A 26,441-nucleotide genomic window follows, 5' to 3' on the forward strand; every position below is an offset into this window, starting at 1 on the left:
GTCGCATTTGCTAAAACAGACTGACGAAATTCACAAAACCTCCGGTCCAAATCTGATCCGTGGTCAGTAACTGCTTAATACCTTCTCCTGGGCGTGCGATTGCAGCACCGAAATTGAGATAATTATTTCGGTTGATTATGTGGTTGTACTCAATGAAATAATCGTCCGACAAATGCCTTGCGTTTACCCCAGTCACAACACTTGAGAGCCCATCAGCTAGATCAAGTCTGGTTGCCTGACCGAATTGGATGGGACTGCGTAATTCATCTGCCAAGACTCTTGCAATTCGAAACGTCAAAATATGTTGGGCGCCCGGTAGCCAACGTACTGCAAGCTGGTGGACTCGTAGATTTGAATTAATAAACATCATTGACGACTTCGAACCGCTTGACCAAGCATTTGGCGACCCCTCGTAATACAATGGGTCAAATCTCTCAAGTGTTGCGGTAAACGGATCATCACCACTAAACTGCTGATATGTATAAGTAATTGTTGGTTGCCACTTTTGTTTTTGCCAATTGACACCTAAACGTAAGCGCGCTGCGTCTGCTGCCATATCCAAGATCTCGTGCGTCTCTTTGCTAATGTCTATTTCGGTCGTCCATACTCGCTGCCCTTGATCTTCAAGACTCATTTTGGTGTAACCATAAACGAATTTAAGACCATCACGGCCCTTTTCAATTATTGTAGGGGCTGATACGCCATCTAAACCAGCTTGTGGGTACGGGGACAAAGACTCAGTGATCTTACCAGCTGTTACACCAGCAAATTTAATTATGCTTTCAGGCGAAATTCTGAAATCAATACCAGTAATATCGGTGTTGGTAATGTTTGAATCCAGATCGTTTGGAGATAAACTGAACAAAGAAAACTCGACTTGCTCATGCTGAACACGCGCAATCATTGTATTCTTCCAAGCTTTGCGCGGTCCGAATTTCAGCGCCCCGCGCTCAAACCCGCTAGATCCACCGTTGGAAATCAACATGCCGGACCCTGTGCTAAACTCTTGAGCCCCTGCTGATACATCCAGCCGGCTGTGGTCACTAAATTGCCGCCGGTAACCAACATAAGCATCTTCGATGGTTACACGACCAGTATCCCCATTCGCAAAAGCATCGGTTCCCAGGGTTCCAGTTGCAACCACAGAAATCTCACCATAGAACTGATGACGGCCTTGCTGGTACTGACCGGCGAAACCTGGTTCCAAATATAGCTCCAGCCAATGGGTCGAGGTATCAAACTGACTATCAGGTGCAAATTGTTCAGACATTCGCCAGAACAAGTTATCTTCGCGCACTAGGTTCGCACCAAATTCGTTGCTTTTACTATAAGTCCATCCGTTTGCAGTCTCTGCGAGCGCTGGGCTAATCGTTTGAAGAGCCAGAACATAAATTAATGCGCACACTAAACCTGTATTATTTTGCTTTCCCAAAACTTATTCCCTCTGTTTCAAGCTATAGAACTCAAGCGTAAATTCCCAAAATCTGTTTGTGCAGGTAATAACGGCTTAATACACTTTTCGAATCAACTAAACAGTCCGATTCCATGCCTTATTTAGTTTCAAAAATCGTTTTCCCTGCACTGATAGTTCGAATTATTTTTAAGTCATTCAGTTTCATCGGTTCGATCTTTAACGGGTCTTGATTTAGGATCACAAAGTCAGCCTGAAAACCTACTGCTAATTTACCTTTTCGCTGTTCCTCAAAATGTTGATGAGCAGCCCAATGCGTCATCGCTTTTAGCGCCGTATATGCGTCGACCCGTTGGTCAGCACCTAACACCTGCCCGCTGCGGGTCACACGATTAACTGTTGCATGTAATACCCGCAGTGAGCTTGGCAATGCTACCGGCGCATCATGATGGCTAGTAAACATCAAACCGGCATCCCGCACCGATCTGGTCGGTGAAATAAAATTAGCCCGTTCTTCGCCAAGAACAGACTCCCGATGCCAATCCCCCCAATAATAGGTGTGCATTGGAAATAAGGAAGGAAACACAGCGAGTGATTTTAATCGGGTAATTTGATCAGCTCGTAGCGTCTGGCCATGGATTAAAACTGTGCGACGGTCTGTATTGCCATGCTTAGCAGCGGCGACTTCAAGCGCATCGAGCATCTGGTCAATCGCGGCATCCCCGTTCGCGTGCACCAATAACTGCCATTTATTACTGTACGCCTGGTCAATAAATGCAGATGCCTTTTCATTGTCAAACACCGGATAACCGGCATAACTCTGTTCCTGCCCGACCGGTACCACGTGGTAAGGGTGGCTTAACCACGCGGTTTTTCCCTGTGGCGAACCATCCAAGGTCAACTTAACACCAGCAATTCTAAACCGGTGTTTGTACTGACTGGCATAATACGGCGACGACATCGCTTTGCTATCGCTGACGATATCCGGGTAAGCAACAACATCCATCAGCAGTTCGCCGCGTTCGGCTGCCATTTGCATCATCGCAACACTGTCTGCAGATGCACGACCTTCCTGAGCTGTTGTGTAGCCATAGCTGGCATACATCTGTTGCCCACGTTGGAACATAGACTGTTGAAGCTCGAGATCCATTTTGCTCAGCAGTTTACCCAGCGCCATAAAATGAGCGGTTTCTTCCAAAACACCGTCCGGTTCACTGCTGCCGGATTTACGCCGGATCACTCCACCAGGGGGATTTTTTGTCTCTGCGGTAATGTTGAGCATTTTTAAGGCGACCGAATTAACCACACTTAAATGCCCGGAGGTATGCATAATTAAAACTGGCAGTTCGGTTGACACCTTATCCAGATCAGCAGACTGTGGATAACGGTCCAACTCAGCATCATCGTAACCGAAACCGATGATTACGCCAGTCTTCTGGATGAATGGTTGATACTCTGATTGCTTTGGGGCATCTTTTAAAATGTTGAGCATTTGGTCAACGGTTTTTGCTTGGCCATCAGGTGGAGGCAGCAAGTTTGCTACGGAAGCCTGTAACCCCACTGCAAACACATGGCTATGTGCATCAATAAAACCAGGTAACATGGTCTGCCCACGTAAATCTATATAGTTCGCTTTGCCTGTGTAAGCCTTATCAGCCGCCTCTTTGCTACCGACAAATGAGATAAAACCATTTTCAACAACCACAGCCTCTGCATATTCAGGGGTATCGCCGGCCATCGTAATAATTGAACCGCCATGATAAATATCCGCGCTTGCAACTACAGGCGGAATGGCCTTTTCATTAGTTACCAGTGCAGGCTGGCCACAACCGAGCAAAAGTAAAGACGACCAAACAATAAAGTGTTTCATAGCAACTAACTCCATGTGACTTGAAAAAGTTACGGTCACCAAACATAACTAGACGTGTGTAGGTTAAACATTAATCTAGTTAAGATTCTGACGACGGGATCCGGTAAATCACGAGATACAATAGCGGAATGACCACCAAAGTGAGCGCGGTGGCAAATAACAAACCAAACATAATGGTCACCGCCATGCTCTTAAAAAACGGGTCCAACATTAAAGGTGCCACGCCGAGAATCGTGGTGACAGCACCCAAAATCACCGGTTTCGCCCGGCTCACGGCGGCATCGATCACTGCCAGATATGGCATGCAACCAGCTTTGATGTTTTGTTCTGCCTCATCGACCAGCACAATCGCATTTTTAACCATCATGCCAATCAGACTCAAAAATCCGAGGATCGCCATAAATTCAAAAGGCGTGGCAAATGCAACCAAACCAACCACCACACCAACGACAGCTAACGGGACCGTTAACCAGATCACGATGGCCGGACGAATCGCATTAAACATCAGCACCACCGTCAGAACCATTGCCGCGAAACCGATTGGTGCCGAGGCTGCAATCCCCTGATTAGCATCGTTTGACGCTTTATACTCGCCATACCAAGTTAACCGGTAGCCTGCCGGCAGTGGGATCGCTTCAATCTGTGGACGAAGTCGGGCAAACGAATCGGCAGCCAGTACTCCTGGCGCCGGATCTGCCTGCGCCAAAATGGTAGGTTGCCGGTCAATCCGGCGGATCATGGCATCTTGCCATTGCACCGCGGCACTCACCTGCAAACTTTGCAATGGCAGCGGTTTTTGCGTCATCGGGCTGATAACCTGCACGGTATCCAGTGCCGACGGGCTATTGCGCTCCAACGCAGGAGCCCTGACAACCAAAGGGATCAAACGGTTGTGTTCACGAAAATAGCCAATCTGTTGCCCTTGCAGCGCTTGCTGTAATGCCTGATTGATCTCAATTTGAGTAAGGCCTGCTTGCTGCATTAATGCTGCATCGTACACAGGTACTATTACAGGTACCTGTTGACGCCAGTCGTCCTGCACCGCAATTAACCCCGGCGTCGTTAACATCACCGATTTTGCCTGCTCTGCCAGAGCACGCAGTATTGTTGGATCTGGTCCGCTAAAGCCCGCTTCAATTTTCTTACCACCACCCCGGCCCAGCATAAACTTCCAGACTTTGACCGATACATCCGGGTATGCGGCAGATAACTGCTGTTGTAATAGACTGACCAGCGCTGAGATTTCTTTGGCATCAGTCACATCGACTAACAACTGTCCATAAGCCGCATTGCGTGCTTCAGGTGCATACGACAACATAAAGCGTAACCCGCCACCGCCAGTAAAACTGGTGATGTTGGTGACCGCGGGCTGTTTTGCCACCTCGCTGACGATTTGCCGGGTCAATTGCTCGGTATGCTCAATCGCTGTGCCCTGCGGTAGATACAAATCAATCACAAATTGTGGCCGTTGTGATTCAGGCATAAAACCTGGCGGGATCCATCGCATGCCCCACACTGCTAACCCGAATAAACAACACAGAGCGACGCCGGTCAGCCAACGCTGGCGCAGAACGTGGTTTAGCAAGTTGCGATAGCCGTTCAGCAAGGCACTTGGTTGCTGTTGCTTGACAGCGTCGGCGGCTAAAAACTGATGGCACAACATCGGTGTCAGCGTAATAGCAAACACCCAACTCAATAACATCGAATACAAAATGACCCAAAACAAGGAGCCGGCATACTCGCCCATATCACTGGGTGACAAGCCAATCGCGCTAAAAGCCAGGATACCAACCAAAGTGCCGCCTAATAAAGGCCAGACAGTCGCCCTGACCACATCACAGATCGCCTGATCCGCCGGCACGCCCTGCCGTAACTTCACCAGCACTCCATCCGTCACCACAATGGCATTATCAACCAGCATCCCCAAGGCAATAATCAATGCCCCTAATGAGATCCGTTGCATAGCGATATTATCAATCAGCATGATGATCAGCGTCGCAGCAACCGTCAGCAGCAACACAAACCCGATGATCACCCCCGCGCGGAACCCCATAAAAAACAACAAGACCAGAAAGACGATAACAATGGCCGCGACTAAATTCTCTACAAAACTGGCGACCGAAGCTCTGACACTATCGGATTGCACCGACACTTCTTGCAGCGTCATGCCAACCGGTTGCTGTGCCGCCAGCAAGGCAAGTTTTGCCTTGACGGCATCCCCCATCCTGACGACATTACCGCCTTTGATATTGGAGATGCCAAGGCCAATTGCCCGCTCGCCGTTATAATGCATCAGTAGTGCTGCCGGTTGTTTTGAAGCACGGCTTATAGTCGCCACATCCGATAAAACCAACACAGTACCGTTGGCTCCGACCCCGATTGGCAACTGCTGTAAAGCGGTAAAGCTATCAACTGTGCTTGCCGGACGCAGTGGGACCCGTAATTGCCCCGCAGCCAAATCGCCGGCAGCGACCACCAGATTTTGTTTCTGTAACACATTGAATATTTGCGAAGTGGTCATGCCAAGAGCGGCAAGTCTGCTGGCAGAGAACTCGAGATAAATCTCCTCCTGCCGGTTTGCCAAGATTGCCGTTTTCGCCACCCCATCGACCAGCGCCAGCTCTTTACTTAAAAAATCAACATAATCATAAAGTTGCTGGTCCGTGTACCCTTGACCGGTCACGGCATAAAATAATGCGTAGACATCAGCAAAGTCATCGTTGACTAGCGCCGGGCCGGCACCTTTGGGCAATTGACGTTGTGCATCAGCAACTTTACGCCGCAATTTGTCCCACACTTGGTCCAGCTCAGCAGCTGTGCGGGCAAAGCGCATATCAATATCAACAGTCACTTCTGACATGCCTTGTGCTGATACAGACTTGATCTGTTTGACTTCTTGCAGCGACTGCACCGAACGCTCGATCAGCTCGGTCACTTCGTCAGCTACCTCGCGCGAACTGGCGCCCGGGTAGGGAGTCGAAATAACCGCGGTACGGATGATAAATTCAGGATCTTCAAAACGGCCCAACTGCTGATAGCTGTGATATCCACCGACCAGCAGCAACACTATCAGGACCCAGAGACTGGTTCTTTTTGCAATGGCGTAACGGGCAATATCCATCAGCGCTGCTCCATGGCGTACACCGCCATGCCATCCGATAGTGCCTGAACCCCCGCCGTCACAATTCGATCGCCGGCAAGTAAACCATCGGTCACTTCAATTTGATCACCAAACAGCCGACCAACCATCACAGTCCTGCGCTGCACTTTGCCATCGGGACCGACCAACCAAAGAAACTGCTGCCCTTGGTTGGTTGGCACTACAGCTGTAACTGGGACCAATACAAGATTCTGGCCCGCACTGGCTGCTGATTTGGCAAATACCCGAACGTTCATCCCTGGTAGCAAACGACTGGCCGGTGTTTCAGCAAAACCGAGAATAACCTGATAGGTATTGGCCAGCGGATCAGCCGTTCTGGCATGATACCGGTAAGTCACGGCAAAACGTTGCGCCGGCAGATTTTCGACTTCGACTAAACCATGCATGCCCGCTTTTGGCGACACAAAATATTTAGCCGGTACTTCGATGGCAATTTCCAAATTTTCCGGGTCCTGCAGCACCAATATCGGTTGGTTTGCCTGGACCGTCTGAAAATTACTAGCAAGCTTTTGTGCCACCACTCCGGAAAACGGCGCTTTCAAAATTGAATTGTCCAGGCTTTGTTCTGCCTGGCTCACTTTATTTGCAGCCACATCGCGTTTAGCGGCCAATTGCTCTAGCTCACTGCGGGAGATCGCTTGCGAATCACGGTAAATTGCAGCGGCTCGGTCATAGTTTGCTTGCGCCTGCTTCAACTCGACCATTGCTGAATCCAGTTGCACAGCCAATTCACGATTATCCAACTCAGCGAGTATCTGTCCTACCCGAACCTGTTGCCCGACTAGTACTTCCAATTGATTTAACTTGCCTGATTGCCGGAACGCGAGTTCAACCCGCTGTGCGGCTCTCAGCACACCGGTGAAGCTGGTTTCATTGAAGACTGACGGTTGGACAGTGTAAATCAATGCGGGCCTAGGTTTTACTTCGCTCGGCGCTACTGGACCTGGAGGTTCGGAACAGCCAAAAAAAACCAGTGATGCAGTGATCAAACTCAGGGGTGCTGCTTTCAAAATTAACCGCATACAGGGGTCCTCAGAAATGGAAAAATTCCCAGACAGGCAATCAAGACGGCAAGATAAAAAACCACTATTAATAATCTGCAGTCATTCCTTTGAATGCATTCAAGACACTTGAGTTTACAATTGGAATGCCATCTATATCGAACTATATGAAACGATTACACATTAACCAATTGATAATTAAATTAATTCATTTACTATTCACTCGCAAGCTTGAACACAAATAATTAACATAGCGGCGTCACTTAGTCATGTGACTTATAAATCGCAGGTTAGCAAGGTAACTTGAAGAAGAAGCCAATCATATTAGCTCCCACAGTCGTCGTATCCCTATGGATAGACCCTGATGACAATAATTGCCAGTTCGAGGTGCGGGTTGTTTTACAAAAGAAGGGCTATCGAAACCAACGAATGTCAGCTTTGCATTCAGACTGTGCGAAAATCTGCTCTCCACTATGCAACAACTTAAATACAGTCTAAGCATCCAAGTCACCCTGCAGGTCTGCGGCAATCCTCACTAAGTGACCACAAAACACGCGCCTATACTGAAGCTATTCAAACTAAATTTGCTCTGGACCCTTTGTGGAAAAACGCGTCTTCACAGAAATTGAAACCGCGGCTTACCTCGGCATGAGCCGCTCTTATTTACGTCAATCACGTATGGAAGGACAACGCGCGAACCGCACGCCTGCCCCGCCTTTTATCCGCATTGGTCGTTCGATTCGATATCTAAAAGAAGACCTGGACCTATGGCTGGATGCATTACCTAAACAGAATCACCTGACCCAAGCGGAATAATATGCTGAGTGCCAATGTCGGTGAGTCGTCGCAAACGCGATGGCTGAAGTTGACAAGACAAGCATATGTGCGATCATAGCTGTATATAAATACAGTTATTGGTGGTTATGTCCGTTTCATTTCTTGGTGAGTCCGCGATCCGCAGCACTCTAAAGTTGCCACTGTTTGTCAGCAAAGTGTCGGCAGGTTTTCCATCGCCGGCGCAGGATTATGTTGAGCAAACGCTGGATTTAAACGAGCTGTGTATTAAGCGCCCAGCTGCAACTTTCTTTGTGCGGGTTGAGGGCGAATCCATGATTGAAGCCGGCATTTTCCATAACGATATCCTGGTGGTCGACCGCTCCGTCAAGCCAGTGCATGGTGATATCGTGGTCGCACAGGTCGATGGTGAGTTTACCGTCAAAGAGCTGTGTTTAAGGCCAAAACTGATGCTGGTACCACGCAATAGCGCGTTTCAACCTATCTGTCTTGCGAACGACAACGAGCTGCAAATCTTTGGCGTGGTGACGAACGTTATCCGGCAGATGAGCCGCTCGCATAAAACTCTGTAGCGATGAACAAAACCTTTGCGCTGGTTGATTGCAATAACTTCTATGCCTCTTGTGAGAAGTTGTTCAGGCCAGATTTGGCCAACACGCCGGTTGTCGTCCTCTCGAACAACGACGGCTGTGTCATTGCCCGTTCCCGGGAAGCAAAAGCGCTGGGTATCAAAATGGGCGTGCCGTACTTTCAGGTGCGTGAGCTGGTTGATAAACATCGCATCGTGGTGTTTTCATCGAACTATGCACTCTATGCCGATATCTCTTCCAGGGTAATGTCGACTTTGGAGCAGTTGGCACCAGCCGTTGAAGTCTATTCAATTGATGAAGCTTTCCTGGATTTAACCGGTGTTGAGCATGCGCAATCGCTCACGGAGTTAGGACTAAGCATCCGCCAAACTATTCAAGACTGGATTGGGATGACGGTGTGTGTTGGTATCGCACCAAGTAAAACGTTGGCAAAACTTGCCAACCATGCAGCCAAGAAGTGGCAGAAAACCGCGGGCGTGGTGGATTTAACCAACAAAGAACGGCAGCGTAAGTTGATGGCATTGTTGCCGGTCAGTGAAGTCTGGGGCATTGGTGGTAAGCTGACAAAACGCCTAAACGAGTTAGGTATTCATACGGCACTACAGCTTGCGGATGCGTCACCGAAAATGCTGCGACGGCAATTTTCTGTGGCGATTGAACGCACCGTGGCTGAGCTAAATGGTGAGTCCTGCCTGGCACTGGAAGATGTGGTAGCTAACAAAAAAGAAATCGTCAGCTCCCGCGCTTTTAGCGAGCGCATCACTGACTTTTCTCATATGCAGCAGGCAGTGTCTGAATATGTACATCGCGCATCAGAGAAACTACGCAGTCAAAGCAGCAAAGCCAAACAGCTGACCGTATTTATCCGCACTAGCCCGTTTAGCAATCACGGCCAAGACCCGTTTTACAGCAATTCAGCAACCGGTGTTCTAGTGACTCCAACAGATGACACCCGGGATTTTCTGCACCTAGCCGGGGAGCTTTTGAAGAAAATCTGGAAAGACGGTTACCGCTACGCAAAAGCTGGCGTGATGCTGGCCGATTTTTACGATGAAGGGATTGAACAGCTGCAACTGTTTACCGACGCATCTGGCGGCAGCGTTAATGAGGCAGCGCCCGTATATCGGGCCAATCCAGCGCTGATGACTGTGCTGGATGAAATCAACCACAGCGGCAAAGCCAAAGTGTTTTTTGCCGCAAAAGGCCTGCAACAAGACTGGGCGATGAAACGCCAGCTGTTATCACCGGCGTATACCACGAAGTGGGTGGAAATCCCCAAAGCGAACTAAGCGTGAAGATCGGACATAATGCTTTGTTAAATTAAAGGGTTGCCGCAGCACAGGTAATCTCCTGGTAGTGCGATCTTTATGGTCTTAGCAAAATCAAACAATTTGTTTGCTTAAAAGTGGAATTCAGAGCATGCGAATATCAGATACAACTAATTAAGAGCGTTCAATCAATGGGGAAAATTTTTGGATTATCAAATTGCATTGAGCAATGCTTTTGATGCGATTATTGGTAAATAAGTAACTGGGATAGATGTAAATGGTATAGTCATTAATGCAATTTTAAAGTGCGCTCAACATTGCGATTTAATAAAAAGTTAGCGAGAATGGCTACTGCAAAATTTATTATTAATTGGCTATATATATTTTGCAGTTATTTTACCAAAAATTCTCGCTATAAAAATACTTAAATAGCAGAGTAACTATAGCGGTCTAGGCCTTGGTTTTGGTCGAGCCTGATTCCGAATAGTGCTTTTTGTATTTTTCCTGGAATTTACTTGTTTTTTCAAATCATCCAGTTTTACTTGAGTACTTTGAACTGCTTTCGCTCTACCCGCATCTTTTAACACGGCGTTTACATTTGTTTGAGTCTTATTTATCACGTTCTTCAATTTGCCATCATGACCAGTCAAAGTTAGAACTCGCTGAACTTCTTTTTGTACCCTCTCTCGCTCTTTTTGAATCTTGTCATTGCCAGATTTCCCACTAGAGCCACTACTTGAGGAACCAGGATTTGGGTTTATTACCTCTCGAGGAGAATCTGAAAGACGATTCATACTCTCTTGAAATGCATTTACAGAAAAACAGCAGAAAATTAGTGCAAATACGAAAATACATTTCATCATTAATTACTCCCTAACACAGTTTTATGAAACCAATAAGAATCGGCAGCTGCATTTATATTTCTTTGACGTTCTTCTTCTCTAGTTTCCGGCGTGGTAGTGGTATTCGCAGAAATTTCAGCAAGAGCCTTTAAAATTTCGTTACTTGAACTGACAATAGACTCATTAATTTTATCAGCATTATCATTATTGCTTTTAATTAACCGATCGAAATTACCTTGAAGAAACTCTTTCATTTCTGAGTCTTTTTGAATATCAAACTTAGCAGAAGAATTCGCTGATTCTGATTTGACGATAGCATCAAACATTACTCTGGCTCTAGCTGCATGACCATTATTTTTATTATTTATCATCTCAGAATAATAACTTCTAACGAAATCTTCTACTGCGTCTTTTTCATTTGTATCTTCAATGATTCTGTAATACATTCTATCAAAAAAACTTAAATTCTTTATATTAGATATATATTTTTCAATTTTACCCATTTCCAGGGTCACAGAGTCATCATGCCATGATTCATAAACTTCCTTTGGCACTGCAGCACCATACTCTTCCATGTAATACTCTATAGCAATGGGGTTATTCATCGGCTTTATATAGGACTCATACTGATGAATTAAGTAATTAGTTTTTATTGACTCAATGACATCCTCTGAACTCTGAAAGAAATCAATCGCATGAACATAGCTTTCAACAGATTCTAGTTTTCTTAGATGCTGACTAAGACTGTTAGTTACAATATTATTTAAAGATCGATACCCACCAGACTTATCATAGAGATATTTATACAACCCTAAAGAGACATCTTCTCCGCCAAGGATTTTTACAAAGTCGCTTTTAACTAATTCTACTTCTACAGGATCACCGACATTTATGTAACTCGAATCCCACCCTAGTCCATCTATGTAAAAATTCCTTAAGGCATATAGTGGAACATTTGGGAATGGAACTGACGTATTACCACTCGCAGTATACTGTGCATCTTTTTTATCATGATACTTTATAGGGAATGATTCGTTACCAGTAGAAATATACATATAATCATAGGTATAGTTATAATCTGTACACGTGCCCTGACCATTGGTTAAAATTCCTAAAAGCAATTGAGCACCAACACCATTCGCACATGTAGACCCGTTATTTATTACAGCAACCTTGCTGCTACCAAAATCAATATCAAGATATGTAACCTCTGGAGTCCACTTAATATTATAAAGACTATAACCATTAAAACTAGCACTTACATTATAATTTAGCTCACTTCTTGGAATTTCTCTTACTGAACTTACATAGTAATCTTTTATGTTTCTATCTGTGAATCCCTCACTTGCTATATTGTCGACCTTCTTGTCAAATTGTTTATATTCAACGCTATCAAAATCTGGAATTTTTTTAACTTCCAAACAGCCCACCAAGCAAACACTTAAGGCTATTACAGACAAGCCGCGACAACAAACCATACACCCCATTAACATTTCCTTTTTTTGATTGTAAAAATCCAAGCAACCGAGCAAGCGTTGACGCGGCAGCATTCTCAAATTTAGGCATTTAATGTTGCAAATTCGAAACCATATTTCAACTCTAATCTGAAAGCAGGTTGGTTCTCTACTCACGCCTCTATTTGGAGTTATCTGACTTGCACTCGCTGAGTTTACGCTAACCCTCTCAAAAAGAATTCTCTGATCCCACAAAAACAATTAGTTATCATTAGTATTTAATTTAACTGTTGCCTGTTGGTTTTCAAGCAATGATGGCCAAAGATCAATACAAATCACCAAATACCTAACAAAAACAGATGAAATTAACAATAATTTAAATATTAATAAACGCTCTTTGCTGAAAAGTTTAAGTAAATATGTATCACTCACATCACGTGCAAAATTAACATGTATGTCTCTGTAAGGACCTTTGTTTTTCTTATTGGACTCTGATTCGCTGTGTCGCGAATTGCCCTGCATACTTGTACCTGAATTTGTCGTGACTTAATTTATCCACATACTCAGCAGAATCGACCAGTAAAAACGGGCGACAAATTAAGCGCAATCAAAAACTGCATTGCGGCTGATATGTATGCGGATTCAACACATCTACGTCGATAGCCCCGCAGCAGCTCTAGCAAAAAAAAGGATATTGAGGCAAAAAATACAACTGGAGTGATACAAAAGCCTGTACATCTATCTGCAAAAAGCCCCGACACATCGTATGCCGGGGCTCTCTATCGAATCAGACGCCTCCCATTCTCGGCTGCAAATTGATACCCACCGCTTTGAGCGCTTCATACTGCTTCAACCGGTTTTCCGCTGAGGTGTCTTTGCGGTGCAGCAGATAAAATGACTCTGAAGTTTCGGCCAGCCAGTATTGGGTATCGATGAACAGCACCGGCACTGTTAACTCGGTTTGCAGGTTATCGGTCAACACATTGGAGCCAATTACACGAAAGCGATTGTTTTGGTCGATGTGAACGAACCAATTCTCCAGAATGCCGCCGAACAGCTTTTTGGGTTCGGTGTTGCCATTTAAGTTTAAAACTTCTTGCATACAGTACTCCTGAATCTGTGAAAGCTGGGTTGCCGTTGAGGCAACCCGATTGAGCGCGGTTTAATTGATGGCATCGCTGATTGGCACGCTGACCAACACATCTTTTGTGTGCTGCGTCAGCGCATCGCCAAAGACACTGCTGTAGAACATCCAGTCCTCGGGTTTCGGCATTTCCTGCTTCAACCGGTAGTCGACAAACAAGGTACGAAGCATTTTCGCGCCGCGATTGATGTAAGTGACTTGGGCGGTTCGGATGAGATAGCCATAGGGCTCACCAGGTATCGCCAGCCAACCAATCACGAAACGGTTGTTCGTATAGATATCGGTATAAACAAACCACCACTGCAGTGTTTCGATATGTGAAGCAGGCTCTGTCATATGCCCTCCGGATATTGGCCGGTGGTATCAATCAGGAATCTGACAAAACTGCGTTGTAGCTGTTTGAAGCTCAGCGCCTTGGTGCAACTGGCACAGCAGGTTTCCAGCTCAACCCAGTGATAGATGGCTTCGGTGTTGTCGCGCTCAGTGCCTTCGCCACAAACGCAAACCAGCTCTTTGCCATGAGGGTTGATATGCAGCATGGCCATCAGGCTGGATGTCAGGTTTTTCAGTTTACGTTGACGGATTTGCTCAATCAGTCTGGTTTTGAATGCGCGGTCGATGTCGATGTGTTTCATATTTACTGCTCCAGAAACTTGTGTTGCATTAACAGGGATTCAAAGGCGCTGCCGTCACGGCGGGTCAGGTTTGGTACAAACCGGCTATAGACCCGGAACAACATTTCGGTGGTGGTGTGTCCGAGCTGCCGGGCTATCCATTCAGGGTTCTCCCCTGCCGCCAGCCATAAGGTGGCCGCGGTATGGCGGGTCTGATAAGGCGTGCGGCGGCGGAGCTTGCAGGCTTTAAGCAGCGGGTACCAAACCCGCTTGGTGATGTTGCCGTGATTGGGCGCAGTGTCGTTGCGAGTGGCAAACACAAAGCGTTTGTCGCCGGTCTTGGCGTACTGACGTTTCAGTGCTGCCATCACCATGCTGGAGATATCGACTTCACGCGCACTGCCGCTGGTTTTGGTTTCTGTCATCTTAAAAGCCACGACCGTTTCGCGGACCAGGATTTGCGCCTTGGCAAAATCGACATAGCGCCACTGCAAGCCATCGATTTCGCCGGTACGTAAGCCGGTAAAAAACCGAATGATGTAGTAATCACGATGCGTTTCATCCACGGTCTGTAACAGCTGGTTCACTTCATCAAGCGTGAACGGGTCGACATCTGTCTTCTGGATTTTCAGTGGTTTCAGGCGGACAGGTGCAGTAAACTGATATCGGTCGGCTGCTTCACTGAGGATCATCTGAACAATTTTCAGATGCCGGTTGATGTGACCTGAAGATAACTGCGTACCATTTTCGCGTTGCACTTTGCCGAGTTGGGCGCGAAATTGGAGCAAATCTGCTTTAGTGATGCGGTCGACTTCCTGTTCGCCAAAAAATGGCACCAGCCGTTTGTTCACGATAATGCCAACTGTCTGACGGTACGAATCCCGCCAGCTCACGCTCATCTCATCGAGCCAAATCGCAGCGAACTCTGCAAAAGTCGGCATTTTTCCAGCGCGATTAACTGCTAACAGAGTGGTTTGTTTGTTGGCAAATTTGGCTGCCAAAGCGCTATTCGGGAAATATTTCTCATAGACAAAAGTACCCAGCACAATTTCGGCTTCGATTGCCTTTAATAACTTCTCCAGCATCTTCCGGTTAGCCGGTGTATCCGGTAACGCCGTTTGTTCACGACAGCGTTGGCCCATATAGCGGAAATCAATTTGCAGATTTCCTGAGCCCTCTCTGGGTCTAATTGTTCCCATAAGCTATGCCTCCATTGGCCATTGGTATTACGTTGGTTTTTGTGACTTGCTTGCACATGTCACGTTGAATGGTTTCCCAGATGTAGAGGATCTTCCGGCCTCCAAACGGGCGGATGTAGTGGATGCCCTCAATCAATACTGTGTCTTTCAATTTGTTCCTGATGGTCCGGCAGTCGTACTTGATCAGCGCCGATAACTCTTCAGTTGTTACGTATGTTTTGTACATCATTTAACTCCCATGAAGAACATTTGTAGCGTATACGCTTCATTATGCGCAATTGAAAGTTGTTGTCAACCATCTTTTGTAGCTTTTACGCATCAAATGATGAGTTTTTTCTGTAGCCGCGCTAGAATGTGCGCTCAGCCGGAGAGAACGAATGATCAGATTTCGATTAAAAGAGTTAATTGCGGATAAAGAATTCAAGGAAAACAGAAGGATCACCTTTGACGAAATCGCCAAGGCCACTGGGGTGCATCGAACAACCTTGTCCAAGATCGCAAACCAAAAAGGCTACAACACCACAACTGAAGTGTTAGATAAGCTCTGCGCTTATTTCGACGTTCAGGTGGATGCGGTCGCAGAGTATGTAAAAAGCCAGGAAAATGAGGCGGAATGACGCTAACTGAGCAGCGGTCAAATATCGGCAAACAAACAAGCAGTAAAAAGAAGCGTGGTCACGGAATGGTCACGATGTGGTCACAGAAAATAAAAAAACCACTTGAGTTGCCTCTAAGTGGTTGATTTATATGGCGCACCCGTCAGGATTCGAACCTGAGACCTCTGCCTCCGGAGAGCACTCTAATATGGGGCTCAGGTTCGAATAAAACCCGGAACTGAACCATACAACACCCCATATATTTAAAGGCTTATACAAGAACTTTACTGCTATTCAGCCTCTCTGTCAATTTACACTTTACACCAACGGAGAACGTCGGCTACCGATGATTTCGGTCTCAACCCCAATTCAGTTTTGCACTTTGATTTTTGTAATTTTTGACACATGCTCTTTACTGACTTTTCAGGTTCACCAGGCTTGAACTTGTTAATTCATGCGTGCAAATGAGCCATTTGGATGAATGGCTCATTTTCAAAAGGGAGCCATTCATTTGCCTAACTCTCGCTCGGAAAGACTAGCGGTCATCCAAATGGCTCATTTGTGCGCAAGGATTGAGAAGCGAAAGCCGGTGAACCATTCATGTTTGTTGGTCACTTCGCTGCGAAGCGACATGAAATTGTTCGCTCGGCACACCCTGAGTAGGAAACGCATCCACCTGCGACACAATTTAACCCTCAAAAAGGATAAATTGAAAATAACCTCTCTAGAGGTTATAGTGAATTTAACCCCTGCAAGGCATAAAACTGATGAGGTGAATGATGAGGGTGACAACTCCGGCGGCATTGGCCAACGCCATACGCAATCAACGAAAATTGGGACAGAAAACGCAACGGGAAACGGCGGATCTGGTCGGTATCAAACAAACCACAGTTTCTGACTTTGAGCTCAAGCCTGAATCCACCAAACTCGAAACTTTGTTCAAAATTTTGGCAGCGCTGGACCTCGAGCTGCATATCAGCAAGAGAGGCGCAGAACTGACGGACAATAGCGACAAAAAGAGGGAGTGGTAAACAATGCGCACCCAAACACTCTTGGTTGCGATGAACGGTGAAGAGGTAGGAACACTCTATCGGGAGGGAGACGGCGCCATGTCATTCCAATATGCCGCTGCCTGGCTGCAGGATCATGACGCCCGCCCTATTTCATTGTCGCTGCCACTTCGGGCACAGCGTCATCGTGGCCCTGTAGTCTTTAACTTCTTTCAAAACCTGCTGCCCGATTCAGATGCAATTCTGACAAGAATGCAGGCCAGGTTTCAGGTTGCCACAACGCATCCATTTGATTTGCTCGCAGCCATTGGGCGCGATTGCATCGGCGCCATTCAGCTGTATCCGGCTAACAGCCAAATTCCGCCTGTTACAACAATGACCTCAACCCCATTAACAGAAACTCAAATTGAAGCACTACTGGCTGGTTATCAAACCGCTCCACTAGGCATGACCAACCACAGTGATTTTCGTATTTCATTGGCGGGAGCACAGGAGAAAACGGCACTGCTATGGGTAAACGGGCAATGGCAACAGCCATCAGGTAGCACCGCGACCAGCCATATTCTAAAACTGCCTATAGGGCGGCTGGAACATCATAATATCGACCTGAGAGACAGCTGCGAAAATGAATGGTTGTGCCTGCAAATCGCCACCGCATTTGGTATTGAAACTGCTCATGCGGAACTTGCTACTTTTGGTGAGAAAAAAGTATTGGTTGTGGAGCGCTTTGACCGACGCTGGTCACAATCAGGCCAGTGGCTGATGCGTCTACCACAAGAAGACTTTTGCCAGGCAATGGGCATTGCCCCCGCGCTAAAGTATCAGGCTGATGGAGGCCCCGGTATAGAAGCGTCAATGACCCTACTGTTAGGTTCACGCCTTGCCACGACGGATCGGGAGACCTTTTTCCGAGTCCAAATTTTGTTCTGGTTGTTAGCCGCTATCGACGGTCACGGCAAAAACTTCAGCCTGTTTATCGAAGCCGGTTCTTCTTATCGGATGACTCCGCTTTATGACATCATTTCGGCTTTCCCGCTATTCGCTTCGGGAGGGATTCAGGACAAGAAAGCAAAGATGGCAATGGCATTAGAGGGAAAAAATCGTCAGTATCATTTCTCGATGATCCAGCCACGTCATTTTATCAGCACTGCTGAACAAGTCGGCTTCTCCGGTCAACGAGCAGTAGCGCTGATGCTGCACATGGCAGACCAAACAGACCAAGTGATCGCAGAGGTGTCCGCAAAGCTGCCGGCAGATTTTCCGGAAGCGATCAGTCAGACGATTTTCGCTGGGTTGAGTGCGCAAGCGGACAAAATAAAGAGAGCACTAACACCCGCATAGTTTGGATGATATGGGCTATTCAAGCGCGTATACATCTACAACAGATGTTATCAAATACGGCACGAAATCGTCACATAACCTACTTAAACTATCGCCGAAAGTGGCTACGAAACAATTTTATGACGCATATTGTGTTGGTCTTTTTACTCTGCTTCTGGCAGTACTCGGTATTTGCTTGTACTCCCTCTCCTACCTGGCCAACCGTCAAATTCGCCAGTTCGGAATGGCCACCGTTCACCGGGAAAAATTTACCGGGTCATGGCGATACTGTACAAAAAGTATTTGAAGTCCTATGTTCGATCGGGTTAAACGCTTCAGTCGATTTTTTCAGCTGGCAGGAGCTACTCAGAGAAATCCGCAAAGTTGACAGTCCTTATATTGGTTACTTTCCTGAATACCAACTTGCTGATGATCGGGTTGTATTGTCTGCACCATTGGAACAGAGCGAAGTTGGGCTGGCAGTGTTGGATCCGACACTACATAACCTGTCTATTGAACAACTGACTCAGAAGAGAATTGGCGTGGTTAAGGGTTACATCAATACTCAGTTCATTGATCAGGCCATTGCGCAAAAACAACTTAATCCTGTCTATGTGGACTCGGACATAGCGAACATTCAGCTTGCTGCTAACGGCAAGGTCGACGCTATTGTCATCGACAAAAAAGTGCTGAAATATCTGATACAAACACAAAGACCAAGTACATCCGCGTTTTCATTTATAGCGCCATACACGGAAATCAAAACGCTACACATTGCTTTTCTCCAGCGTACGCTCGATAGAGAGCTTATTGCTAAGGTCAATGAGAAACTCAGATTTTCGCAGCAACTGGGCGACAAGGTAATGCGCCGGCCAGGTGATGTTTTCCTTAAGGCTCCATCAGCCACGTCGTTTGATAGTGCAAAAAAAGTACAAAGTATTGCACATTGAAATTCGCTTGGGCTGTACTAGAATTTGTTTCAGATATATGAACAATGATCTGATTCAAGGACGATTACATGGCCAGATATTCCCACGTTGATGATTCATTTATCCAGCTACAGCTCAAAGTACTCAGCAGCTGGCATAGCGAGGACCCACAAATAACGTTGGACATCAGAGTCCTACGCAACGCCATTCTGCAAAATCTCTCCCAAAATGAGCGTTTAGAAATTGTGCACAGAATCCTGGATAGGCAAGAGCAGTTACTGAAAAGTGCACTGGGCGCAAAATATGAGCTGATCAATAGCGTTCGTCAGAACCAATTTGGGAAACCACTGGGAGCATAAGCAAATGAATTCCGGGGATCATCCTTCCCGAAATGGAAGTGACTCAATGACCTACTGGCGTTTAGCCATGATTCATAAAATTTACTACGCAAAAGCACGTCAGGTTTGTTTTAAGTCTGTGGGACCATCTGAGTCTGGCTATTGGACAAAGATTTATTCGATATCAAATCAAGGCGTCATTTTCTTCGAAGATCGCTGCGCTTCACCGGAAGAGATAGTACTATTAGGGCCGGTGAACAATCCTGATAGCGGAGGTTAACATGCCTACACAGAGCTCATTCGTAAAGCAGGTCCATTTAAATAGCATTGAGAACATGCTTAAACGCGGTAAGAAACCTGAATCGATAGTCTCCCACCTGAAAGCGGTTTGGTGCGAAGAAAACGAAATTGAGCAATTAATCAACGAAGCACAATCTAAACTCAAAAATGAAAAATTTCAAAAACCACCCGCCAATTGAAATTATTGAATGAATTGAATTAGTTAAACATTGTTCATCAATGCATCAAGGATCGGGATGGGCTTCCCAAGGCCAAAGCCTTGTCCGTATTCAACTCCCATGTCCCGAAGCATCATGCCGGTTGCATCATCACTGACAAACTCAGCAATAGTCTTTTTGCCAAGACTATGCGCAATATCAGAAATTGCTTTAACCATGACGGCATCGGTGTGGTTATGCTGCATATTCCGGACAAAAGAGCCATCTATCTTAACGTAGTCCACCTGCATATCCCTTAAATATCCAAACGAACTCATACCGACCCCAAAGTCGTCTAACGAGAAGGTGCAACCAAGCTGTCTGAGCTCAGCAATAAAGGCTTGTGCCTGAGCAAGATTACTCACTGCAGCAGTTTCGGTAATTTCAAAACAAATGATTGATTTTGAGACAGAGAAACCTTGAAGCAGTTGCTTTACTTGTTGCAGAAACAATTGATCGCCTAAAGAGGTTCCAGAGATATTAATGGCAACCTTACCTATTTTATCCAGTCTCTGCCCAAACTGTTCCAGTTTATGCAACACTCGCTCAATGACCCATAAATCAATTTCTTTCATCATGCCCTGACGTTCAGCCAACGGAATAAACACTCCGGGACTCACCGGCGTGCCATCAGGCCGGAAAAGTCGCAGCAATACTTCCAATTGCACCAGCTCAATTGAGCGCAGGGGTACAATCGGTTGCGCATACAGTTCAAAGCCATCATTGAGTAAAGCTGCTCTGACTAACTGGAGACAATTGCGCTCTTCTTCAAGATGGTCTAGTGCCGATTGTTGCTCTCCGACAATAAAATATCGGTTCCTTCCACTGGCTTTTGCCAGATAACAACCCGCATCAGCGGCTTTTAGCGCCGATGGTACATCAGGAAAAGATCCGTCCAACGAGACAACACCGATGCTGGCGCCAATAGAGAATGCCTGCTCGTCCCACATAAACCTGAACTGGGCAATACGCTCGAACAAAGTTTTAAGTCTCAATTTAACTGCATCCAGATCTGTATCTTTCAACAGCATACAAAACTCATCACCACCAACCCTGGCCAATACATCCTTTTCAAGTAGTACAGATTTTAAAATACCCGCAGTTCGCTTTAACAATTCATCGCCGGCAAGATGGCCACAGGTATCATTGACTACCTTGAAATGGTCCATATCGATGTAGCAGAGATGACATGGCTCTGACTGCTGCAGTGTGCTTTCAAGTTGCTGACTAAAAGCATACCGGTTAAGTAAACCGGTAAGTTGGTCATGATTAGCCTGGTACATTATTTTCTGCTGCAGCTGCTGCTCCTTCGAGACGTCCTGCAAGGTTACCGCCACCCCTTCCGGCATTGGAACAATCTGCAATTTCAGCCACACCTGCTGCTCATTTCTTTTAATTTTCAGCAATTGAAAGTACGGAGTATGAGACTCAAGTACCTGAGTCATTAAAGTCTCAAACGCATCCAACCCAAGCAAACGACCAACTAGGACCGCAGGGGTTGCCGCTTTTGTAATTTGTCCCGACATTCGTATAGCAACACTATTGCAACTAAACAACTCAAATTCGTGAGCATTCTTAGATCTGGACTTTTTGAAGATGAACATAGCATCCGGAGAAACGTCTGCTGCGGAACGATAGACTAAATTGAGTGCTGAAATTTCATTTCTTTGCTGCATCCAACGGGCTAAACCTGCGCTAACCAGCAGTGATCCGATAAAGCCATAAAGCAGTAATAACTCGAGTGAACTAATTTTTTGTTCTTTACTCTGCGCGGCTAAAGTCCAGCTTCCACCAGCAAAACTCAGTGCAAGCTCAACCTGTGGGTACTCACTATCAAACTCACCGCTGGTAAAAAGTATGGTGTTTTCTGCCTGAACGTTAAACGCGACAGCTCTTTCCTGCCAATCTGCGGTCAACGCCGCAATAATGGCTCTCGGATCCATTAACATAACGGCACGCCATTGTTGTTTTGTGCCCTGTAATATCTGCTGTTGGTAAATGACCAGCGTTCTGTTGCCACTTTTGGTCAAATATCCATTGGCGGTTCGAGCTGTAATGCTAAATCGGACATCTGACCCGGCCATTCGCGAGGTCTGCTGAATGGTCCAAACCAACTGTTGTTGTTGATCATACAACCAAAGATCATAGATACCGGGCAACATTTTCATCAGGCTACGGCCCTGAACATTAAACCAATCAACTTGATTTGCATTCGACAAAGGCCAGTTACCCGCCAAAGCGTCTAAAGCTCTGGTTCTGTCAGCTGCAACTATGGTCAAAGCTGTCGATAGCTGTTCGGCCAAGGTAGCAGCTCTGAGTCTGTTAGTTTCAATTTCAGTGGAGCGGGTATGTAACGACCATAAGGCCGAGCAAGAAAACAGAATTAGAAATGACAGAAGAAAAATCGTTTTGCTCGTCAGTTGGGTCATATGTACCTGCATAAGAGAATACGGAAGTCCATTTCCGTCAAATCAAACGACCTGATTCGAGCGTCAGATAAACTGGCAGAAGCCAGGGAGGTCAATACCTCCCTATCTTCTTAACAATCCATGACAGAATAGTGACGACATCATCGGATGACAGAGGTTTTTGCAGATCTTCTAAAGTTTAAACTGTGTCGTTAAAGCAGTTAACTCGGAGGCCAGGCGTAATAGTTCGTCTGCACTGCGTTTAACTTGATTGGCATCGTCCACACTATCCCGGAAGCCTTCAGACATTTGCTGGACTTGTTTGGATATATCCTGACTCACCAAAGATTGCTCTTCGGTGGCCGCTGCAACTTGCTCATTCATCTGTTGAAGGCTGTTGACCTGGCTACCTATCGCCGCCAAATCAGTAAATGCATCTTCAGTGCCCTGCACCGACATATCGGCTTTACTGACGGCCTGCTTGACGGTGCTTACTGCGACCTCGGTTTGTTCAACTAAACTTTTAATCAATTTCTGAATTTCATTAGCAGAATGTTGGGTCCTACTCGCTAAACTTCTGACTTCATCCGCCACCACGACAAAACCGCGCCCCTGCTCCCCTGCCCTCGCAGCTTCGATAGCTGCGTTCAGTGCCAACAAGTTGGTTTGTTCAGAAACGTTGTAAATCACGTCCAGAATTTGTGTGATGTCTTGTGTCTTAGCGGACAAGTCACTCACGGTCCCACCGACCAGATCCATATCATCCGCCAGTTGATTGAGAGCTTGTTGTGACGTCTGCATCTTCGTCAAAGCATTTTGTGTGCTGTGGTTTGTTTGCTGGGTGGTCGACGCCGTACGAGCCGCATTTCTTGCGATCTCTTGTACAGTCAGGTGCATTTGTTCCATTGAACTTTGCACCTGTTCACCTACACCGTATTGATAGGAATTTGACTGCACAGATTGGTCAGCCTGCTGATTCAAACCTTGAGCATACTCAGATAGATGCGAAGCGTTGGCACGGATGCGGGTAACCAGTGACGCAAGCTGAACAACAAATTGATTAAACCCGCCAGCCAGTTGATCGAGCTCTTTGCCATATTGCAAATCAATCCGGGTGGTGAGATCTGCTTCTTTGCCAGACAGCTGTGAAAATACATTCGCAATGTGGTCGATAGGCCGGGTAATCGACTTACTGAGCCAAAAAGCAAACAGGAAGCCAAGGATCCCAATCACCAAAGCCATCATCAGCATTCTGGATTGTACGTGATACAGACTGGAGTAGAATTCGTCAGCCGGCACCTGACCTATTAACTGCCAGCCGGTTGAAGGCATTTGCACTGACACCCACAGGTAATCTTTATCCTGCATCGACTGGCGATAGACTTCGCCGTTTTGCAGCTTGTTTAAGTTCTGTGCTACCTCTGTCGGTAAAAAATCTACCAGTGCCGTACCGATTTTTTCTTCCGGGTGAATGACAACTTTGCCATCTGGCCCGAGCAAAAATACAAAGCCGGTTTCCTGAATACGAAAACCTTTGATCATTTCGACCATATCATCGAGCGACCTGGCAACGCCTGATAAACCCCTGCCATCTGGCTGCTGGTAGTTGACGAAAATCTGGTAACCGACCTCTGCACTGTTGTAAACGCTGACTTGTGTCTGCTGACGAGACTCTTTAAAGGCAAAGAACCAGCCATCCTGATCCGGTGTTAAGCGACGCAAAAAGCCACGTTCATTCCAGTAGTCACCGGTATCCCGATCACAAAATGAGGCCGCTTGTAACTGATGCGCCTGTCTTATTGATGCGAGTTCCTGTACCAGCCGCTGCTCAGTCTCTGGCGTTTTGCCATCGACAAGCATTTGCTGGGCCATCGCAGAGGACGCCAGTTGCTTGGCTATATTCTGTAAGCCATTGATCCGCTGTTCGATATTATCTTTAATCTGCGCAAGTTCGATCGGCAGATCTTTGGCGACTCGTTGCTCTATGTATTGGCTGCTTAGGAACCAGTTGGTCAGAGTCAGCCCTGCGGTCACAATCACCAGCGTCGCTATTAATCCAGACAGAATTCTGGCCCGGATCGACACCTTTTTTGTCGATGTTGAAGTATTCACTTTGCCTACACCTTAAAGACAGAAAATGCCCGATTTTATGGCTCTTTGATGATAAATTGCTTTCATTTGTCGCTAAATACCGTAAAAAATTGATTAAAATCGGCGAATTGAGTTAATTTTCTACAGCTGGAGGAAGTTCAGCAATAATGCGAAAACGCTGATCAGCAAGTTCGCGGGGTAAATAACCTATGGTTTGGGGATGTTGCAGAATATACGCCTCTACCCCCACGCTATCCTGCAGCTCAACCGGGGGAGTACCGTTGCCGGTGAACAACAATTTTGCCCAAATCCCAATGTATTGGCTCTCAGAAACTTTTAATACATGTTTTACAAAGGCTGCACGCTCTGCTGTGCCCTCCGCATACATGACAGGAAGGGCTTTTGCACCATCAGAAAAAGTACTGCTTTGACCCAGATATATTTTGCGGATATCTGCAAGAGTCAGCTGCTGCGGATTATCACGACTAACTACAACGACGAGGTCTGCCCGGCTAAGCATTGGCAGCAATAACAGCACCAGGCACATAATGGTTGTTTTCATTGCGGCCCTTAAAACGAAAAGTCTAGCGAGACTGCAAGCGCCGTTGCATCGGTATCACCATCGCGATTGCGGTCAATAAATACAGGCGCATCACCTTTATCCGAAAACAACGTCAATTCGGTTTTTAATGCAACACGAGGCGCCAAATCGTAACGCAAGCCCAGACCAGTTGACTGGTAATGATCATCAAGACGAAGCGGATCCACTGCCCAGCGCTGTGTCCCTTTAAATCCAGATAAGTACACATAAGGTGTCCAAAGTTCAGCCTTGTAAGCTACCGATGTAAACCAGGATTTGTAGATTTTCTGGTAATAGTTCCACTCGGCTACCACGAAGAAGTTTTTCAAATCCAGTTGTACCGAGCCATCGAGAAATCGCGTCGGTAGCCATTCATCGCCAAACCGTAACCGATATCCATTGGGGGAGATGTCATAGTAGGAGAAGTTTTCCCGACCTTTGAGGTAACTAAAGCGCAAGGTCAACCAGTCAATACTGTTTTCCAGCACCAATCCCCGCATATCACGGTAAAATTTGGTTGTATGGATATCACCAAGTCCGACAAAATCCCCAACGATATTGAACTTCTGCTCATTTTTATACTGTTCAATCGCCGTGATAAGTCGGTTTGGATCAGTATCGCGTTGTCCGCTGTAAATTGTGAACTTTGTACTTCCTGCCTGCCAATTCCAGCGCTGACTCAGCATCACACCATCAAATTCAGTGACTGCAAGTGAATACGCATCTGATGGCACCCGTAACCATGGATAGGTCACACCAACATCCATCACATCAGAGTATTGATAGACAGGTAAGCGCAAACGCCCCACTTTTAATTGCCGGTCGGACGAAAGTGTCAGCGCGCCATACAACCATGCAACTTTAGGTTCAAACTGATCGTGCCCACGCGCGACAAACTGCCCGACAAAATCCCACTGCTCTGCGAGCGCATAGTTCGCCTGTAGTGCCAGACGGCTTTCGCTCATCAACTCTAAACCTTGCTGATATTGACCTGCACCTTCGGGTAAACGAGCCCAATAGCCATCCCCAGACAAGACTGTGCCGCCGACAATGGAACCAAAGCCAGAAACCTGTAAATCCCCCGCCCGGGCTGAGGCCACGGCGAACAACAAAACAAATAGAGAAAACCGACAGAACTGCATGGGGAATAACTTGTAGATCGTAACCTGATGACTTCTCACTTTATGGCTGTCCCATTACAAAAATATGGCAGTCGTTTATCGACCCCACTTTTCAGACAACAAAAAAAGAGCCTCAATTGAGGCTCAAAGACAAGGAATAGACGTACAAAAACAGGAACGGGAGTCCCAGACACACTTTCGCG

25 protein-coding genes are annotated in these 26,441 nt (G+C 46.4%); 10 read left to right on the forward strand and 15 right to left on the reverse strand.

Features of this window, described 5'->3' with window-relative positions; genetic code table 11:
• Positions 1-10: 10 nt before the first annotated feature.
• The 4 genes from Q399_RS0113215 to Q399_RS0113230 form a co-directional block, all read right to left on the reverse strand.
• Positions 11-1,432 (reverse strand): hypothetical protein, encoded by a 1,422-nt coding sequence (locus Q399_RS0113215; RefSeq protein ID WP_157836296.1) that lies wholly within the window; start codon positions 1,430-1,432, stop codon positions 11-13.
• A gap of 118 nt (positions 1,433-1,550) precedes the next feature.
• Positions 1,551-3,281 (reverse strand): amidohydrolase, encoded by a 1,731-nt coding sequence (locus Q399_RS0113220; protein ID WP_031569189.1) that lies wholly within the window; start codon positions 3,279-3,281, stop codon positions 1,551-1,553.
• A 79-nt stretch (positions 3,282-3,360) separates the two neighbouring features.
• A complete protein-coding gene (locus Q399_RS0113225) occupies positions 3,361-6,402 on the reverse strand; it encodes an efflux RND transporter permease subunit (protein ID WP_031569190.1) in 3,042 nt (1,013 codons plus the stop codon).
• Positions 6,402-7,463 carry an efflux RND transporter periplasmic adaptor subunit gene (locus Q399_RS0113230; RefSeq protein ID WP_031569191.1) on the reverse strand — a complete coding sequence of 354 codons (1,062 nt, stop codon included), beginning with the start codon at positions 7,461-7,463 and terminating at the stop codon, positions 6,402-6,404. Before Q399_RS0113230 ends, Q399_RS0113225 begins: the two co-directional genes overlap by 1 nt.
• Before the next feature lie 579 nt (positions 7,464-8,042).
• Between Q399_RS0113230 and Q399_RS0113235 the strand changes: the two genes are divergently transcribed.
• From Q399_RS0113235 to umuC, 3 genes are all read left to right on the forward strand, one after another.
• Positions 8,043-8,258, forward strand: a complete 216-nt coding sequence (locus Q399_RS0113235; RefSeq protein WP_031569192.1) for a helix-turn-helix transcriptional regulator — start codon at positions 8,043-8,045, stop codon at positions 8,256-8,258.
• A gap of 107 nt (positions 8,259-8,365) precedes the next feature.
• Positions 8,366-8,809, forward strand: a complete 444-nt coding sequence (gene umuD, locus Q399_RS0113240) for a translesion error-prone DNA polymerase V autoproteolytic subunit (RefSeq protein ID WP_031569194.1) — start codon at positions 8,366-8,368, stop codon at positions 8,807-8,809.
• 2 nt (positions 8,810-8,811) lie between these two features.
• Positions 8,812-10,116 (forward strand): translesion error-prone DNA polymerase V subunit UmuC, encoded by a 1,305-nt coding sequence (gene umuC, locus Q399_RS0113245; RefSeq protein WP_031569196.1) that lies wholly within the window; start codon positions 8,812-8,814, stop codon positions 10,114-10,116.
• A gap of 419 nt (positions 10,117-10,535) precedes the next feature.
• Here umuC and Q399_RS22135 read toward each other — a convergent pair whose 3' ends face one another.
• From Q399_RS22135 to Q399_RS22365, 7 genes are all read right to left on the reverse strand, one after another.
• Positions 10,536-10,958, reverse strand: a complete 423-nt coding sequence (locus Q399_RS22135) for a hypothetical protein (protein WP_157836298.1) — start codon at positions 10,956-10,958, stop codon at positions 10,536-10,538.
• Entirely contained in the window at positions 10,958-12,487 is a 1,530-nt protein-coding gene (locus tag Q399_RS0113250; RefSeq protein WP_157836299.1) for a hypothetical protein, read from the reverse strand. Before Q399_RS0113250 ends, Q399_RS22135 begins: the two co-directional genes overlap by 1 nt.
• Positions 12,488-13,178: 691 nt before the next feature.
• Positions 13,179-13,493, reverse strand: a complete 315-nt coding sequence (locus Q399_RS0113260; protein WP_031569199.1) for a hypothetical protein — start codon at positions 13,491-13,493, stop codon at positions 13,179-13,181.
• Positions 13,494-13,553: 60 nt separating this feature from the next.
• Positions 13,554-13,871, reverse strand: coding sequence for a hypothetical protein (locus Q399_RS0113265; protein ID WP_031569200.1), 318 nt, complete (start codon positions 13,869-13,871; stop codon positions 13,554-13,556).
• Complete coding sequence (locus Q399_RS0113270) at positions 13,868-14,170, reverse strand: hypothetical protein (RefSeq protein ID WP_031569201.1); 303 nt, start codon at positions 14,168-14,170, stop codon at positions 13,868-13,870. Before Q399_RS0113270 ends, Q399_RS0113265 begins: the two co-directional genes overlap by 4 nt.
• A 2-nt stretch (positions 14,171-14,172) precedes the next feature.
• Positions 14,173-15,348 carry an Arm DNA-binding domain-containing protein gene (locus Q399_RS0113275; protein ID WP_031569202.1) on the reverse strand — a complete coding sequence of 392 codons (1,176 nt, stop codon included), beginning with the start codon at positions 15,346-15,348 and terminating at the stop codon, positions 14,173-14,175.
• Positions 15,335-15,574: a hypothetical protein gene (locus tag Q399_RS22365; RefSeq protein WP_031569203.1), complete on the reverse strand. Its 240-nt coding sequence runs from the start codon at positions 15,572-15,574 to the stop codon at positions 15,335-15,337. Before Q399_RS22365 ends, Q399_RS0113275 begins: the two co-directional genes overlap by 14 nt.
• Before the next feature lie 151 nt (positions 15,575-15,725).
• Between Q399_RS22365 and Q399_RS0113285 the strand changes: the two genes are divergently transcribed.
• The 7 genes from Q399_RS0113285 to Q399_RS0113315 all read left to right on the forward strand — a co-directional run bounded on the left by Q399_RS0113285 (position 15,726) and on the right by Q399_RS0113315 (position 20,020).
• Positions 15,726-15,965, forward strand: coding sequence for a helix-turn-helix domain-containing protein (locus Q399_RS0113285; RefSeq protein ID WP_031569205.1), 240 nt, complete (start codon positions 15,726-15,728; stop codon positions 15,963-15,965).
• A gap of 764 nt (positions 15,966-16,729) precedes the next feature.
• Positions 16,730-16,975: a helix-turn-helix domain-containing protein gene (locus Q399_RS0113295; RefSeq protein WP_422784849.1), complete on the forward strand. Its 246-nt coding sequence runs from the start codon at positions 16,730-16,732 to the stop codon at positions 16,973-16,975.
• 3 nt (positions 16,976-16,978) lie between these two features.
• The gene (locus Q399_RS0113300; RefSeq protein WP_031569211.1) at positions 16,979-18,295 is read left to right on the forward strand and encodes a type II toxin-antitoxin system HipA family toxin; all 1,317 of its coding nucleotides are present in this window, start codon (positions 16,979-16,981) and stop codon (positions 18,293-18,295) included.
• 119 nt (positions 18,296-18,414) lie between these two features.
• Positions 18,415-19,224, forward strand: coding sequence for a substrate-binding periplasmic protein (locus Q399_RS21615; protein ID WP_157836300.1), 810 nt, complete (start codon positions 18,415-18,417; stop codon positions 19,222-19,224).
• 68 nt (positions 19,225-19,292) lie between these two features.
• The gene (locus tag Q399_RS0113310) at positions 19,293-19,562 is read left to right on the forward strand and encodes a hypothetical protein (protein WP_031569215.1); all 270 of its coding nucleotides are present in this window, start codon (positions 19,293-19,295) and stop codon (positions 19,560-19,562) included.
• Between the two features lie 46 nt (positions 19,563-19,608).
• On the forward strand, positions 19,609-19,821 hold the full coding sequence (locus Q399_RS22140) for a hypothetical protein (RefSeq protein ID WP_157836301.1): 213 nt from the start codon (positions 19,609-19,611) through the stop codon (positions 19,819-19,821).
• A gap of 1 nt (position 19,822) precedes the next feature.
• Positions 19,823-20,020 (forward strand): hypothetical protein, encoded by a 198-nt coding sequence (locus Q399_RS0113315; RefSeq protein WP_031569217.1) that lies wholly within the window; start codon positions 19,823-19,825, stop codon positions 20,018-20,020.
• 23 nt (positions 20,021-20,043) lie between these two features.
• Here Q399_RS0113315 and Q399_RS21620 read toward each other — a convergent pair whose 3' ends face one another.
• The 4 genes from Q399_RS21620 to Q399_RS0113335 form a co-directional block, all read right to left on the reverse strand.
• Positions 20,044-22,467: a putative bifunctional diguanylate cyclase/phosphodiesterase gene (locus tag Q399_RS21620; RefSeq protein WP_169739319.1), complete on the reverse strand. Its 2,424-nt coding sequence runs from the start codon at positions 22,465-22,467 to the stop codon at positions 20,044-20,046.
• A gap of 171 nt (positions 22,468-22,638) precedes the next feature.
• Entirely contained in the window at positions 22,639-24,558 is a 1,920-nt protein-coding gene (locus Q399_RS0113325; protein ID WP_084164310.1) for a methyl-accepting chemotaxis protein, read from the reverse strand.
• Between the two features lie 112 nt (positions 24,559-24,670).
• A complete protein-coding gene (locus Q399_RS0113330) occupies positions 24,671-25,099 on the reverse strand; it encodes a hypothetical protein (protein ID WP_031569223.1) in 429 nt (142 codons plus the stop codon).
• 8 nt (positions 25,100-25,107) lie between these two features.
• Positions 25,108-26,259: a hypothetical protein gene (locus tag Q399_RS0113335; RefSeq protein WP_031569225.1), complete on the reverse strand. Its 1,152-nt coding sequence runs from the start codon at positions 26,257-26,259 to the stop codon at positions 25,108-25,110.
• Positions 26,260-26,441: the final 182 nt, after the last annotated feature.

The sequence above is a fragment of the Rheinheimera texasensis DSM 17496 genome, from assembly GCF_000711985.1.
GTDB classification, from domain to species: Bacteria; Pseudomonadota; Gammaproteobacteria; order Enterobacterales; family Alteromonadaceae; genus Pararheinheimera; species Pararheinheimera texasensis.

Excerpts from the sequence above, each read along its gene's own strand:
- Q399_RS0113220 (WP_031569189.1), bottom strand. The coding sequence starts at position 3,281 with ATGAAACACTTTATTGTTTGGTCGTCTTTACTTTTGCTCGGTTGTGGC.
- Q399_RS0113225 (WP_031569190.1), bottom strand. The coding sequence starts at position 6,402 with ATGGATATTGCCCGTTACGCCATTGCAAAAAGAACCAGTCTCTGGGTC.
- Q399_RS0113230 (WP_031569191.1), bottom strand. The coding sequence starts at position 7,463 with ATGCGGTTAATTTTGAAAGCAGCACCCCTGAGTTTGATCACTGCATCA.
- umuD (WP_031569194.1), top strand. The coding sequence starts at position 8,366 with ATGTCCGTTTCATTTCTTGGTGAGTCCGCGATCCGCAGCACTCTAAAG.
- umuC (WP_031569196.1), top strand. The coding sequence starts at position 8,812 with ATGAACAAAACCTTTGCGCTGGTTGATTGCAATAACTTCTATGCCTCT.
- Q399_RS22135 (WP_157836298.1), bottom strand. The coding sequence starts at position 10,958 with ATGATGAAATGTATTTTCGTATTTGCACTAATTTTCTGCTGTTTTTCT.
- Q399_RS0113250 (WP_157836299.1), bottom strand. The coding sequence starts at position 12,487 with ATGCTGCCGCGTCAACGCTTGCTCGGTTGCTTGGATTTTTACAATCAA.
- Q399_RS0113260 (WP_031569199.1), bottom strand. The coding sequence starts at position 13,493 with ATGCAAGAAGTTTTAAACTTAAATGGCAACACCGAACCCAAAAAGCTG.
- Q399_RS0113265 (WP_031569200.1), bottom strand. The coding sequence starts at position 13,871 with ATGACAGAGCCTGCTTCACATATCGAAACACTGCAGTGGTGGTTTGTT.
- Q399_RS0113270 (WP_031569201.1), bottom strand. The coding sequence starts at position 14,170 with ATGAAACACATCGACATCGACCGCGCATTCAAAACCAGACTGATTGAG.
- Q399_RS0113275 (WP_031569202.1), bottom strand. The coding sequence starts at position 15,348 with ATGGGAACAATTAGACCCAGAGAGGGCTCAGGAAATCTGCAAATTGAT.
- Q399_RS22365 (WP_031569203.1), bottom strand. The coding sequence starts at position 15,574 with ATGTACAAAACATACGTAACAACTGAAGAGTTATCGGCGCTGATCAAG.
- Q399_RS0113285 (WP_031569205.1), top strand. The coding sequence starts at position 15,726 with ATGATCAGATTTCGATTAAAAGAGTTAATTGCGGATAAAGAATTCAAG.
- Q399_RS0113300 (WP_031569211.1), top strand. The coding sequence starts at position 16,979 with ATGCGCACCCAAACACTCTTGGTTGCGATGAACGGTGAAGAGGTAGGA.
- Q399_RS21615 (WP_157836300.1), top strand. The coding sequence starts at position 18,415 with ATGACGCATATTGTGTTGGTCTTTTTACTCTGCTTCTGGCAGTACTCG.
- Q399_RS0113310 (WP_031569215.1), top strand. The coding sequence starts at position 19,293 with ATGGCCAGATATTCCCACGTTGATGATTCATTTATCCAGCTACAGCTC.
- Q399_RS22140 (WP_157836301.1), top strand. The coding sequence starts at position 19,609 with ATGACCTACTGGCGTTTAGCCATGATTCATAAAATTTACTACGCAAAA.
- Q399_RS0113315 (WP_031569217.1), top strand. The coding sequence starts at position 19,823 with ATGCCTACACAGAGCTCATTCGTAAAGCAGGTCCATTTAAATAGCATT.
- Q399_RS21620 (WP_169739319.1), bottom strand. The coding sequence starts at position 22,467 with ATGACCCAACTGACGAGCAAAACGATTTTTCTTCTGTCATTTCTAATT.
- Q399_RS0113330 (WP_031569223.1), bottom strand. The coding sequence starts at position 25,099 with ATGAAAACAACCATTATGTGCCTGGTGCTGTTATTGCTGCCAATGCTT.
- Q399_RS0113335 (WP_031569225.1), bottom strand. The coding sequence starts at position 26,259 with ATGCAGTTCTGTCGGTTTTCTCTATTTGTTTTGTTGTTCGCCGTGGCC.